This is a genomic window from Phycisphaerae bacterium (assembly GCA_018003015.1).
Taxonomy (GTDB): domain Bacteria; phylum Planctomycetota; class Phycisphaerae; order UBA1845; family PWPN01; genus JAGNEZ01.
Genome location: JAGNEZ010000002.1, coordinates 54,554 through 68,146, shown reverse-complemented (window position 1 = coordinate 68,146; position 13,593 = coordinate 54,554). Strand labels below are relative to the sequence as shown.

11 protein-coding genes are annotated in these 13,593 nt (G+C 64.7%); 6 read left to right on the top strand and 5 right to left on the bottom strand.

Translation table 11 applies throughout. The annotated features are described in order from the left end of the window. Nucleotides 1–11: 11 nt before the first annotated feature. Nucleotides 12–1,136, top strand: coding sequence for a tetratricopeptide repeat protein (locus KA354_01165; protein ID MBP7933230.1), 1,125 nt, complete (start codon nucleotides 12–14; stop codon nucleotides 1,134–1,136). Nucleotides 1,137–1,624: 488 nt separating this feature from the next. On the opposite strand, the gene KA354_01160 is transcribed toward KA354_01165, so the two are convergent. Beyond that, on the bottom strand, nucleotides 1,625–2,611 hold the full coding sequence (locus tag KA354_01160) for a DUF21 domain-containing protein (GenBank protein ID MBP7933229.1): 987 nt from the start codon (nucleotides 2,609–2,611) through the stop codon (nucleotides 1,625–1,627). Then, entirely contained in the window at nucleotides 2,611–3,888 is a 1,278-nt protein-coding gene (locus KA354_01155; protein MBP7933228.1) for an HlyC/CorC family transporter, read from the bottom strand. Before KA354_01155 ends, KA354_01160 begins: the two co-directional genes overlap by 1 nt. 116 nt (nucleotides 3,889–4,004) lie before the next feature. On the opposite strand from KA354_01155, the gene KA354_01150 reads away from it, so the two are divergent. The 5 genes from KA354_01150 to KA354_01130 all read left to right on the top strand — a co-directional run bounded on the left by KA354_01150 (nucleotide 4,005) and on the right by KA354_01130 (nucleotide 9,932). Next, a complete protein-coding gene (locus KA354_01150; GenBank protein ID MBP7933227.1) occupies nucleotides 4,005–5,120 on the top strand; it encodes a glycosyltransferase family 4 protein in 1,116 nt (371 codons plus the stop codon). Continuing rightward, the gene (locus tag KA354_01145) at nucleotides 5,087–5,905 is read left to right on the top strand and encodes a polysaccharide deacetylase family protein (GenBank protein MBP7933226.1); all 819 of its coding nucleotides are present in this window, start codon (nucleotides 5,087–5,089) and stop codon (nucleotides 5,903–5,905) included. The genes KA354_01150 and KA354_01145 overlap by 34 nt, the downstream gene beginning before the upstream one ends. A 194-nt stretch (nucleotides 5,906–6,099) precedes the next feature. Further along, complete coding sequence (locus KA354_01140) at nucleotides 6,100–7,425, top strand: homoserine dehydrogenase (protein MBP7933225.1); 1,326 nt, start codon at nucleotides 6,100–6,102, stop codon at nucleotides 7,423–7,425. Beyond that, nucleotides 7,422–8,621 carry a cofactor-independent phosphoglycerate mutase gene (locus KA354_01135; protein MBP7933224.1) on the top strand — a complete coding sequence of 400 codons (1,200 nt, stop codon included), beginning with the start codon at nucleotides 7,422–7,424 and terminating at the stop codon, nucleotides 8,619–8,621. The genes KA354_01140 and KA354_01135 overlap by 4 nt, the downstream gene beginning before the upstream one ends. Before the next feature lie 75 nt (nucleotides 8,622–8,696). Beyond that, nucleotides 8,697–9,932: an aspartate kinase gene (locus tag KA354_01130; GenBank protein MBP7933223.1), complete on the top strand. Its 1,236-nt coding sequence runs from the start codon at nucleotides 8,697–8,699 to the stop codon at nucleotides 9,930–9,932. 132 nt (nucleotides 9,933–10,064) lie between these two features. On the opposite strand, the gene KA354_01125 is transcribed toward KA354_01130, so the two are convergent. The 3 genes from KA354_01125 to KA354_01115 are packed head-to-tail and all read right to left on the bottom strand — an operon-like array spanning nucleotide 10,065 to nucleotide 13,589. Next, entirely contained in the window at nucleotides 10,065–11,369 is a 1,305-nt protein-coding gene (locus KA354_01125; GenBank protein ID MBP7933222.1) for a hypothetical protein, read from the bottom strand. A gap of 10 nt (nucleotides 11,370–11,379) precedes the next feature. Further along, nucleotides 11,380–12,321 carry a hypothetical protein gene (locus KA354_01120; GenBank protein MBP7933221.1) on the bottom strand — a complete coding sequence of 314 codons (942 nt, stop codon included), beginning with the start codon at nucleotides 12,319–12,321 and terminating at the stop codon, nucleotides 11,380–11,382. Continuing rightward, a complete protein-coding gene (locus KA354_01115) occupies nucleotides 12,321–13,589 on the bottom strand; it encodes a glycosyltransferase family 39 protein (protein ID MBP7933220.1) in 1,269 nt (422 codons plus the stop codon). The genes KA354_01120 and KA354_01115 overlap by 1 nt, the downstream gene beginning before the upstream one ends. Nucleotides 13,590–13,593: the final 4 nt, after the last annotated feature.

Below are 13,593 nucleotides of genomic sequence, written 5' to 3'. Positions count from 1 at the left end.
GAGCATGACGAATGGCAAGACGAAAGCAATGGTGGGCAGGCCTGTGCATAGCGGGGTTGTTCCTGTGGCCAGCCGGATGCGGGAATCTGCTCAAGTTCAAATCGGACAACGACCAGAAGCCTGTCTCTGACCTTCAGAAGGGCCAGATCGAGGATCTGCGCGAGGCGGACTCGCCGAGCATTCAGCCGGAAACGCATCTGGCCGCCGGGCGTCTGCACGAGACCCAGGGGCGGCTGGTTCGGGCGGCGGAGCAGTATCGCCTGGCGGTCGCGGCCAAGCCCAGCTCGGTTGACGCCTGGAACCGGCTCGGGATTGTGCTTGACCGGCTTGGCCGGTTCAAGGAGGCCGACGAGGCGTTCACCGAGGCCATTCGACTGGCCCCAGACCAGGCGTACCTGCACAACAACATCGCATTCAGCTACATCCTGCAGGCCCGTTGGCGTGAAGCCGAAGTGGCCCTCACCAAGGCCATCGAGATTGATCCGGCCATGGCTCGAGCTCGGGTGAACCTGGCGATCACCGTGGCCCAGCAAGGGCGCTTCCCGGATGCATTTCATCAGTTCCAATCAGTTCTACCGCTCGAGGACGCCCACTACAACATGGGGCTGATGTACCAGTCCAAGCGGATGAATGTTGAAGCGGCCAAGTCGTTCAAGGCTGCTCTGCGGGCCAACCCGAAGCTATTGGCCGCTCAGAAGCGTCTTGATTCGCTGCCCAAGGACACTGTCACCCAGGCCGAGGTGAACACCGAGGCCAGCGCATCGCCCCTCCCGCACAGCAACCAGCTTGCGGCCGACGGCGTCACCCTTCATCCCACGCCCACGACGCGTCCGGCAATTGCGGACCTCTCGCGCGAGCGACCGGCGGTCAAGGATATCTCCCACGAACGACGGGCCGCGGAGCCGGTGGTTGTGGAGGTCGTCCGGCCGGAGCGTACCGCGAAGGGCGACGCGAAGCCGGCGTGGCTTGAGCGATTCTCCGAACAGATGGCCCGCGTCTTCCGTCCCAAGTCGTCGGACGTGGAGGAGGCCGAGGCTTGGCCCGAGGCTGCGGCCATTGGCTCTGCGAGTGAGGCCGAGAGCCATGCGGAAGCCGATGAGGTTGACGTAGACGATTCGATGCCGCGTGACGACTGATCCCATTTCCCTGGGCCTCGACTTTTTCTATACCGTTTGCAGGGCTGGGCCAGCCGGCTTGCGTTCAGGTCATGCCGGGCGTTGGTACGGCTTGACGCGACGTGCACGAGCTCGGTGAGCCCCCTGAGAAGCGATGGTGAGCCGGCCCGAGCATTGCCAGCGCCAAACGAAGCCAAACTTGGGTACAAGGGGGTGATTTGGCAAGATTCAAGCCGTCGGATGATCGTGATTCTCGGTGTGAGCACCGGACCGCCTCCGGGTGAAGAACACCACGAGTGGTCCGCGGAATGGTCGGCAACCGGGACACCGTTGATGCTCGGGAGTCTGGTGGCCGCAGGCCATGGAGGAGCCTCGAACGGGGTGGCGAGCGGGGGTTGGGGATGGAGAATGGAGAGAGGTGTTCTCCGTCCTTGCAGGGGGGGTGAGTTTGGGGAAAGTGACAGGTCAGGTTCTGGTCGGCGGTTTCCGCATGCTGATTGTTGCCTTGCTCACCATTCCGCCAGTTCGCCGAAGATTTCCTCGACGACGTCGCGGAGGGTGATGATTCCGACCCAGCCGCGGCGGGGGTCGGTGACGACGGCCATGCGCTGGCGGTTTTGTTGGAGGAAGACGAGGGCCTTGGTGGCGGACTCGCTGGCGGCGATGGTGGCCGGCGGGTGCATGTGTCGCTGGATTGAGCCTTCGGCGCGATCAGCCAGGACGCTGTGCACGGTCACGATTCCGGCGATGGTCTGCCGGTCGTGGCCGACGACGGGCAAGCGGGAGTGTTTGCAGCGGGCGACGAGCTGCTCGAAGGTGTCACGGGTGGCGTCGATGGGGACGGTGGTGAGCTTTTGGATCGGCACCATCATCGCCCCGACGCGTACGCTGGAGAGGTTCATGACCCGCTCGATGATGCGGGCCTGGTCCTCGGTGAGCGTGCCCTCGGCTCCGCCCTCGCGAAGGAGGCCGATGACCTCGCCTCGGGGGTTTCGCCAGGCCTGTTCCTCGTCGTAGCCGGCCAGCCGGGCGCTGAGGCGTGAGATGCCGAGGACGAACGGGAGCACGCCGGTGAGGCGGGAGAGCAGCTCGCAGGCTCTCAAAGCCGGGGCGGCGAGGATCATCAGCCGGTCTGCCTCGATGCGGAACCAGTTCTTGGGTACGACGTCGCCGAAGACGAAGACCAGGGGGGTGAGGGCGAGGGCCACGTAGAAGTCGGCCTTGGCCCCGGAGAGCCCGAAGGCTTTGTCCAGGAAGGCTATGCCGGCCACGGTCAACAGGTAGCCGACCAGGTTGTTGCCGAGCAGGACGGTCATCACCGTGCGTTGGGGTTGCTGCACGAGTCTCCAAAGGAGTCGCGACCGGGCGTCCTGGCCGCGTTCCGCCTGGAGTCGGACGCGAAGGCGGTTGACGCAATAGAGGCCCATTTCCGAGCCGCTGAAGAAGCCGCTGGCCAGCAGGAGCATCACCAGCAGGACCAGCCAGAGGATGGCCATCAGGCCCCCTTCCCGGGCGGGTCGCCCACGGTGGTGGCGGCGTCGGCCGCCAGCTCCAAACGAATCCACTCCACTCGCCGGCCGCGGAGCAGTTCGACGGTCATGAGGACGTTGCCGAGCCGCAGTTGGTCGCCGACGGCGGGGAGGCGTCCGAGCTTGGCGAGGATCAAACCGCCGAGGGTACTGACTCGGTCGTCGAAGCGGCGGATATCGAACTGCTCGGCCCAATCGCGGACGCTGACCCGTCCGGAGATGCGGTAGTGGCGATCGTCGAGCCGTTCCCAGGTTGGCTCGTTCTCGCCCTCTTCCGCCGGGGCGAGTTCGCCGACGATCTGGGCGGCGACGTCCTGGATGGTGACCAGGCCGGTAATCCCGCCGAACTCGTCGACGGCCATGGCCAGCTGGCTGCGGGAGCGACGGAAATGCTCGAGCAGCTGGGTCAGCGAGATCACGTCGGGCACGAACTGAGCTCGGCGAACGAGCAGTCGGGGCGGACAGTCATGATGGAGGAAGAGGTCCTTGGCGTAGATCAGGCCCTTGAAGCGGTCGATGTCACCGTCGTAGACGGGGATCTTGGGGAGATGGCACTCGCGCATGAGGTGGTAGAGCCCTTGGGGGTCGTTGCGGAGGTCGAAGGCGATGATATCGACGCGTGGGACCATGACATCCCTGACTCTCGTCTCATTGAGGTGTATTACCCCGTCGAGCATGGTGTTCTCGTCGGCGTCGATGATCCGCTGGTGTTGGGACATTTCGACCAGTTCGGCCAGTTCCTCGACGGTGACCTCGTTTCGTGGGCGTCGGCCGCCGACGAGGAGGCGGGTGAGCGGCTCCACGAGGAGTGAGTTGAGGACCCAGGTCACCGGAGCGAGGATCACCTGGCATACCCGAGCCAAAGGTGCGGCCCGGAGCGCGAAGGTTGTCCGCATCACAATGGACGTACCTTTGGGCAGGATTTCGCTGAAGAGTGTCACCGCGATGGGGGCGATGAGCCCCACCACCGGGCCGAGATGACTGCCGGGTGCCATCAGGCTCTCGATGAGTGTCAGGCTGGTGGCGAAGATCACCATATTGACCGTCACATTGCAGACCATGAGGGTGAGCAACAGCTTGCGGGGTCGCTGCATGAGGGTAGCGACCAAGCGATGCGAGGCCCGGCGATTGTTGCGGAATCGGTGGAGTTCGCGTGGGGTCAACGAGAAGAGGGCTGTCTCCGCGGCGCTGAAGAAGGCGGACGCGGCCAGTTCCACGAGCAGGAGGATCACCTTGAAAGCCACGTGTGCAGTCATTCGTGTCGGCCACTAGTGTATCGGATCCGGCGGACATCACAACGGGGCACTCGCGAATGGAGGGCGCTTGAACAAATGGCCGGTATCGAACATGATCGGTTCTCATGGTGATGCAGCTCACGCACGTGGTCGACGAGGACAGCGGCATGGACGCCTTTCGGGGGCTTTCCCTGCTCGTGCATCGGCTGTCCGGGGCGTGCATCGAGCAGCGGGTTGTCGCCATCGGGCGGCCGGCGGTGGAGTTGCCCGCCGCTGCGGACCTAACCCGTGTTGCCCGCTGGGACGTGAACCTAGGTATTCCCTCGCGGGACCTCCGCCGGGTGCTCGAGCAGCAGTACTCCGGGGTGGTTCATGCCTGGGGTGGTCGAGTGGCGGCCGCGGTGCGGTCGGTGTGCCCTGACGGACTGCGACTCGTGGTCACGCTCTCGGATCCGGCGGATGCCGCGAATCTCCAGAAATGGTGGCCACTGAGGCGAGCCGGGGGGAATCCCTGTGTCATCTGCAGCTGCGAACGGGTGCGGCAGCGGCTAATCAGCTCGGGGCTACCGCGTGAAGCGACGGTTGTCGTCCGGCCGGGGGTTGATGCTGACGGGCTGCGATCGCCCGAACCGATCGTTACCCGTTCCGATCTGGGGCTAGGCGCTGAAACGGAGGTTTTTCTGACGGCCTCGCCGCCCTCGCGGGAGGGTGGGCAATACTACGCGGCGTGGGCGATGGCGATCGTGCACCAGATTCGCCCGGATGTCCGCCTGATCGTGCCTGGGCTTTCGCGCGAAGCCAGTCGGCTGGGGCGGTTGTTCGATGACATCTACTGCCCGGAGGTGTTCATTCCGGTCGGGGACCGTTACTCGCCGGCGGCCCTACTAGCCGTCAGTGACGCCATGCTGTTCACGCCGCTGGGGGACGTGCCGACCGGCTGGCTGGCGATGGCCATGGCGGCGGGTATTCCGGTGATCGGCACGGCGGTTCCGTCGGTCACCGAGTTGATCACCGAGGGGGAAACCGGTTTTCTCTGCGAACCGGGGCTGCCTCATCGGCTGGCGATCGCGATTCGCGAGGCGATGGAGTCGGGTGATGAACTCGGTCGTCGGGCCGTGGCCGCTCGCAAGCTGGCGGAGCGGCTGTTCGACGTGGGTCGGTATGTTCAGGACCACGAACAGCTGCTCATACAACCGAGGGATATGACTTGCCTTGCCGAGTCGCAGCGATTCTCGGTCTGATCCTGGTCGGCGGTTGTGTTGACTTCACGAGCGTCGAGCGGCGTGGACCTATTACAGCGGCATCGCAACCGGCGTTCAGCTACGAGCATGGCGGGATTGTCCGTGGGCCGACCGATCGCAAGCGGCTGGCCCTGGTATTCACCGGCGGGCAGCATGGTGAGGGCGCGGAGGCGATCCTGGACGCCCTGAAGCATCGCGGACGGAAGGCATCGTTCTTCGTTACCGGCGATTTCATACGTATCGAGGCTCACCGGCCGATCCTGCGCCGGATGGTGGCTGAGGGCCATTACCTGGGGCCGCATTCAGACTCGCATCCGCTGTACTGTGCGTGGGAGAACCGGGGCAAGACGCTGGTGACGGAGGCGTTCTTCCGGGCGGATCTCGACAAGAACCTCGAGGATTTGGCTCGTTATGGCCCCGGTCGGGGCCAGATGCGTTTCTTCATTCCGCCGTACGAGTGGTACAACAGCGACATTTCGACCTGGGCTACCGCGATGGGTATCGTGCTGTTCAACTTCACGCCCGGCACGCGATCGAATGCCGACTACGTGCCGGACCGCGATCCGCGGTTCGTGTCGTCGAGGAAGCTGTACGAGAGCATCCTGGCGTACGAGGCCGGGCACGCGGATGGTCTGAACGGTTTCCTGCTTCTGCTGCACCTTGGGGCGGGTCCGGGGCGGACGGACAAGATGCACGGCTACGTTGCACCTCTGCTCGACGAACTGGCCAAGCGGGGTTACGAGCTGGTGCGGGTCGATGAGCTGCTCGGGGGCGCGCTCCGCTGAGGATCCTGCGGCGACGATGACGATGCTGGGCCGGTCGGTATCTGGCGGCACTCATCTTGCATCCTGGGCCGTGGCCCCCTACATTTGGTGCCCTGCGCGGACGGTGCGGCCGCTGAAGCCCTTGCTTGGCGTGACTCGAGGGGTGCGTCGGGGGGAGGGGCGAAGATGGGTAAGATGGCCGGAGGTTCTCGTTCATGACGGATGTTTTGAAAATTGGCTTGATTGGCTGCGGCACTGTGGGTCAAGGGGTCGTGGAGCTGCTCCGTGTCGAGGGGGACGAGATCGCCCGTAAAGTCGGTTTAAGGCTTGACTTAGCTCGTGTGGCGGACAAGGACCGAGGTCAACCGGCCAAGGCTGGGGTTCCCGCGGACCGGATTACGACGAACGTGAGGGACATCCTGGACGATCCTTCCATCTCGGTGGTGATCGAGCTGGTGGGAGGGACGACTATCGCCAAGGAGTTGGTTCTTGAGGCGTTGGGGGCTGGCAAGCACGTGGTGACGGCCAACAAAGCCCTGCTCGCCAAGCATGGTCGTGAGATTTACCGCACGGCCCGCGAGGCTGGCCGGTGTGTTGGTTTTGAGGCCAGTTGTGGGGGTGGGATTCCGCTGATTCTGCCCATCCGGGAGGGGCTGGTGGCCAACCGGATCAGCGCGATTTACGGCATTCTGAACGGCACGTGCAATTACATTCTGAGCGAGATGGACCAGAAGGGGAAGTCGTATGCTCAGGCGTTATCCGAGGCCCAGCAGGCGGGCTACGCGGAGCTGGATCCGACGCTGGACGTGAATGGGACGGATACGGCCCACAAGCTGGCCGTGCTGGCGTCGCTGGCGTTCATGGCGGATGTGGAGTTTGACCGGATCCACATTGAAGGCATCGAGAGTCTGGAGGCTCAGGATCTAGCGGCCGGGCGGGAGCTGGGATATGTGTGCAAGCTGCTCGGGATTGCGGGGCGTACGGAGGCGGGGCTGAGTCTGCGTGTTCATCCTGCGTTTGTGAGCAGGAGTCATCCGTTGGCCGGCAGCAGCGGTTCGTTCAATGCGATCAGCGTCTACGGAAACTGGGTGGGCCACACGCTCTACTATGGGCGTGGGGCGGGGCAGAAGCCGACGGCGAGCGCCGTGGTGGCCGATCTGGTTGGAATTGCGGTGGGCAACATTCCGCGGGCTTTTGAGCGGTTTCGCATGCTGAACGATGTCAATGCTGAGCCGGTGTACGTGCCGATTGACGATCTGCACCTACGTTACTATGTGCGGCTGATGGTTGCGGACCGGGCGGGGGTCATGGCCCAGATCACCCGTTGTTTTGGCGATCTGGGGATTGGGCTGCGGGCGATCACGCAGCACGAGCCGACGGACGACGCCCCGGACGGGACAGTTCCGGTCGTGGTTCTGACGCACAAGACCCGGGAGGGTGAGATGAAGAGGGCCTTGGGGGCCATTGCGGCCCTGGACGCGGTGCGGGCGGAGCCGGTGACGATTCGTCTGGTGGAAGAGCACGAAGAGTACTCCTCATGAAGTACGTACTGGTTTTACCCGACGGGGCGGCGGATGAGCCGAATCCCGACCTAGGCGGACGGACGCCCCTGGAAGTGGCTCGCATTCCGCACATGGATTGGATCGTGACCAACGGGCGGATCGGCACGGTAAAGACGATCCCGAAGGGTTTCACGCCTGGGAGTGATGTGGCCACGCTGAGCGTCGTGGGGTACAGTCCGGAGAAGTATTACACGGGGCGGGCCCCGCTGGAGGCGGCCGCTCGCCGCATTCCGATCGGACCGGACGATCTGGTCTTTCGCTGCAACCTGGTGACGATCGTGGATGGGGTGATGGTCGATTTTGCCGCCGGGCACATCAGCCAGCCGGAAGCCGAGCAGCTGATCGCCGAGCTGCAGGCGACGCTTGGCGACGACAAGGTGAGCTTCCATTCCGGGGTGAGCTACCGGCACCTGGTGAAGATGAAGGAAGCGGGGTGGATGAAGGTCAAGTGTACGCCGCCGCACGACATCCCGGGCCAGCCGGTTGGGGGGCATCTTCCGAGCGGCAAGGGGAGCGAGGCGGTTCGTGAGTTGATGGAGCGGTCGGCGGCGGTTCTGGGCAACCACAAGATCAACCAGGTCCGCCGCGACCTGGGCGAGAATCCGGCGACGTCGATTTGGTTATGGGGGCAGGGTGGGAGCCCGCGGCTGCCGAGTTTCCGGGATCGGTTCGGTGTTCATGGCATCGCCATTGCCGCGGTGGATCTCATTCGCGGCATTGCGGCGTGCGTCGGTTGGAAGCTGATCGAAGTTGAAGGGGCGACCGGTTATCTGGACACGAACTACCACGGCAAGGGTGAGGCGGCGGTCAGGGCCCTGGACGAGGCGGATTTCGTAGCCGTGCACGTGGAGGCGCCGGACGAAGCGGGGCATAACGGTGATGCTGCGGCCAAGATCAAGGCCCTGGAGCGGGTGGACGAGCACATTGTCGGACCGGTTCTGGAGAAGCTACGGACCTTGGACGCATGGCGGATTCTGTGCGTTCCGGACCATCCTACGCCGGTGCGGCTGAAGACCCATACAGCGGCTCCGGTGCCCTTCTGCATGGCCGGGAGGGGCTTGGTGCCGGACGAGGCGACCAGCTTCTCGGAGACTGCGGCGGGTGAAAGCGATCTGCATATCGACCCCGGCCACGAGCTGATGGAGTATTTTCTCAAATCAGGCCGGGAGAGCTGATTTCCGGAAGGGCGATTGAGTTGCGATGCTGGTGGGTTTCTGGAGAATAGCCACCGGCCGGGTAGAATGGCGACCATGAGCATCATTGTTCAGAAGTTCGGCGGAAGCAGCGTGGCGGACGCGGAGAAGATCCACCGGGCCGCGCGGCGGGCGATCAAAGCGAAGATTGAAGGCCACAAGGTGGTCATCGTGGTCTCGGCGATGGGCAAGACGACGGACAAGCTGATTGCCCTGGCTCTGGAGGTCAATCCGAACCCACCCAAGCGGGAGATGGACATGCTTCTGGCCACGGGCGAGCAGGTTTCGATCTCGCTCATGGCCATGGCCATCGAAGCGTCGGGTCACCAAGCGATCAGCTTCACCGGTGGCCAAATTGGGCTGATCACGGACAGTTCGCACACCAAGGCCCGGATCCGGTCGATCGACGCGGACCGCATCTACCGAGAGCTGGACGAGGGGAAGATCGTCATCGTGGCCGGTTTTCAGGGGGTGACCGAGGAGGGTGCCTTGACCACGCTGGGGCGTGGCGGCTCGGACACGACGGCGGTGGCGCTGGCCGCGGTCTTGAAGGACTCGGTGTGTGAGATCTACACCGACGTTGACGGGGTTTACTCGACCGACCCGCGGATTGTGCCGCAGGCCCGCAAGATGAAGGAGATCAACTACGACGAGATGCTGGAACTGGCCTCGCTCGGGGCCAAGGTGATGCACTCGCGATCGATCGAGTTCGGCAAGAAGTACCACGTGCCGATCCACGTGCGGAGTTCGCTGACTGATACAGAAGGGACCATGATCGTGGCTGAGACGAAGGGTATGGAAGACATCGTCGTTCGCGGGGTGACGCTCAAGAAGGATCTGGCTCGGGTGTTGCTGATGGGCGTGCCCAACCACCCGGGTATCGCCTCGAGCATCTTCGCCCGAATCGCCCGGCACAGCATTGTGGTGGACGACATCATCCAGAACATTGTGGAGAAGGCCAAGGCGGCCAACATCGGCTTCACCACCTCGCGGGCGGACGCCAAGGAAGCCGCCACGGTTTGTGAGGAGATGGCCAGGGATCTGAGCATCGGCCAGGTTGAGGTGGAGGAGAAGCTGGCCAAAGTCAGCATTGTCGGCGTGGGCATGAAGACGCACACCGGCGTCGCCTCGCGCATGTTTGCCGCCCTGGCGGAGGCCCAGATCAACATTCAGAACATCACGACGAGCGAGATCGTCATCAGCTGTATTGTCGACGAGAAGGACGGCGAGCGGGCGATTCAGGTTCTGCACGGGGCCTTCTCGCTGGATCAACCGGAGAATGGTCGAACCTGACGGTCGGTCGGTCTGGCGGTTGTTCTGGTGCGGACGGTAGAGGCCGGCGCGGACGGAGGCGGTGGATGGCGTGTGTGCCGCCCAGCAGGTCGATCAGCAGGACTGGCGCGTACTCTCTGTCGAATCCGGCCTTTACGGGGAGCCGTCTGCCAACCGGCGGGCAAACTCGCCTGCCTCCCGGGTGATATCGTAGCCGACCCATCGCCGTTGGATCTCGACCGCAAAAGACATTACTGCGGGCATGGCCAGGGCCAAGGTGATCAGGACTGACCAGTGCACGACTCGGGCCCGCTGGACGGGTGGTAGAGACCGCGCCGACCGAACGACCCACGCCAGACCGGTACCGGTGAGCAATGCCGCCGGAACCACGAGGGGTTGGTAGTAATGCGCTGAATGGCGATTCAGCATCGTGAGGACGGCCACCTCCATGGTCAGCCAGATCCACAGGAACGAACCGGCGTCCGAGTGGCCGGTGATTTCCGGGGACGAATCCGTTTGTTCCGACCGATCTGCCGATCCCTCCCCCCACCGTGCGGCCGCGCCGACCAACAGCCACCAGGCGATCGGCACGAGTGGGACGACGCGAATCCACGGCGGCAGTCCCAGCCGTGGCGGTTGCAGATGTCCGCCGGACAGACAGGCGAGGCCGTACAGGTGGGGAGCCAGCCAGTTGCGAGCGGCCAGCACTACGACCAGGGGCGACACCGCGAGCAACAGTCCCGCGCCAGTCCATGCGGCTGACCAGACGGCCTCCCGCCGGCGGCCCGATCGCCATGCACGAATCGCCCCGTGGACCAGGAGAGCGACCAGCAGACCGACAGCCGTCTGTTTGACTGACAGGGCGAGGCCCAGGCCGAGGCCTCGAACCAAGGCGCGCCGTCGCCGGTCGGGCATGGCCAGATGAGCCAGCACGGCGACGAGTGCGGGCAACAGCAAGTAGTTCTCATTGACATTGAAGCCGGCCGTACTATCGTCAAGCGTGTTGTAGGCATTGAACGCGAGAACCAGCATTGCCAGCTGTAGGGAGGCGACGCGGGAACCGTGGAGACGGCGTGCCAGATGCCAGAATGCCGCGTAGCCCGCGAGAAGGAACGCTGACTCGATGGGAACGAGGGCCAACCGCGAGGGGGATCCAGGCCACAGCCGGTAGCACCAGCCGGTCAACAGGGCCTGGCCGGCCGGTTTGTCGGCGACGAGGTCGGCGGCGAGAGCGTCCGGGCTGTAGAATTGCCAAGCGGCGACGGCGTAGGTGAGGCTGTCGTAGTTGGCGCTGGTGCAGATGGCGCTCACCCGGGCCAGGACGTGCGCGGCGGCGATGGCCAGAGTCAGGAATACCAGGAACGGGAACCGAGAGGCCTCATCGGGGCGCCGAGGTAATGCAGCGGCCGGGCCCATCCCGGTCCGTCCCGCGTCGAAATCGCCCGTGTCGCTACCCAATGGTTTCCACTCAGAATGGAGACATCCATGCCGCGCCGGCCAGCAAGACGGCGTTGAACCAGGCGCTGACGCCCGGCCAGGAGAGTCCCAAGACCGCCAGGATCGACAGGGCTCCGAGCATTGCCTCGATCGCCGGGCGCTCGCGTCGTCGGGAGAGCATGTCCGCCGCGTCCGTCATTCCGAGAGGCGCGAACCACCACACCGCCAGCACCACCAGCCGGACGTTCAGAGGAAAGCCCAGAACGATCGGCAGGATGGCGAGCAGGCTGATGGCGGCGCAGCCGGTCAACGCGCGAACGGACCCTTCGTCGTCGCTCCGACGGCAGCGGGCCAGACCGGCCGCACCGAGCACTACCACTGGAAGGCACAGCAGCAGATCGCGGTGCAGGGCGTACGCCACCCCGTCATGAGAGTAACCGGTCAGCGCGGGCAGTCCGATCAGGCGTCCCGCGATGCACCCGAGAGAACCCGCGATCAACAGGCCCACGCCGCGGACGAACGGACCGCCTCGTCTGGTTCCTGCACACAGGACACCCAGCGGCCACACGAAGCCGGTCGCATCCAAGCCGCAGGACGCCGCCGTGAATACGAATCCGAGCGGGGTGCGCAGCCACCACCCAGTCGCCAGGCCGGCCCAGACTGCCAGGGCCGTTACCACGAAAGCGGCTGCGGCCTGAAGGTGGTGCTGAGTCTCCTCCACGGCCAGCGGGACAAGTGCGGCCATCGCCATGGCGGCCGCAATCCGCGACCAGGCAGGGGTCGAACGGCCGAACACGCGGGCGGTCGAGACCAGCAAGGCTGCGGAAGCCACCCAGAAACAGAGGAACACGGGCAGCCACTCGGCCAGATCGAACTCGCCCTTTCGATGATCCAAGGCACCCGGCAACGCCGCCGGCGCGGCCAGAAGGCCGCAGGTCACGATCGTCAGCCAGAGGGAAGCTCGTCCGACCATCAATGCTCGTCCTTGATCAGGTGATCGGCTGCCGTGCTCGGCGACCATGTCTTCACCCAGTGATCGAACTCGACCACCTCGTTCTTCGGGTCGAACGTATGGACCCGTTTAGATGCCTCCGCCGCGAGGGGGAGAGCAGCCACGATCGCAAAGCCGGCGGTGGTCGCGCCCACCCAGATCCAGAGACGCAGCCGGTCGCGACGAGTCAGATCCGCGAAGCGCCGAGTCACTCCGACGAGGGCCAGGCCCGCCGCCAGGGCCACGGGGGCGACGAGTTGCTGGTAGTAGTGGGTTGACGGCTTGGTCATTGCCCAGACCGAGGTTGCCTCGATGGCCAGCCAGAGCCACACGAACGCGGTCACCGACCAGTCGCCGGATCTGTGCTGCGGCGGGTCCACCGGCCGCGGCCGGCAGCACCACGCTGCGGCTCCGAGAAGCAGCCACCACAGGCAGGGCAACAACGGGGAGATGTTGTACCATGGCGGGCACTCGAAGGGCATCACGGTCAGATGCTTGCCCGAGAAGCGGCCCAGATCATGAAGGTGCGTTTCCAGCCAGCCTTGGGCGTGCAGGAAGCCGACCAGCGGCAGGGCGACCAGGGCCATGCCTGCCAAGGTCCCGAGGCCGGCCAAGGCATTCCGACGGGGGCGCCCGGCGATCAGGGCCGTCAGGAGATCATGGATCACGAACGCCACGAGGAGTGTTGCGGCCGTCTGCTTCACCGCCAGGGCTGCCCCGATCGCCAGGCCGCGCAGGAGACCTCGCTTTAGCGGACGCTCGATCACCAGGTGTGCGTACACTGCTGCGAGCACTGGGAGGACCAGGTAGTTTTCTCCGAGGTTGAAGCCATCGGTGGTGATGTCGCAGGCGTTGTAGGTATTCTGAGCAACGACAAAGAAGAGGGTCATTGCCGCCGCCGTTTGCCGGCCGAACAGGCGCGAAGCCAGCAGCCAGAACGCCACGTATCCTGCGATCAGGAAGGCCGATTCGACGGGAAGTAGCTTCACCCGACTGGGCGGCCCGGGCCAGACATGAAAGACCCAGCCGCTCAGCATGGCCTGGCCGGGGGGCTTGTCTGGAATCAGGCACGCGACGGTGGCGCCGGGGGCGTAGAGTTGATAGGCGGCCACCGTGTAGACGAAGCTATCCACCTTGACCGGGGAGCAGAAAGCGGCCGCCCGGCCGACACAGTGCATCAGGATCGCCAAGGTCACCAGCGTGGCCGGTCCGCTCAGGAAGAAAGGCAGCCGCCGGGCCGACCAAGTCATGCAC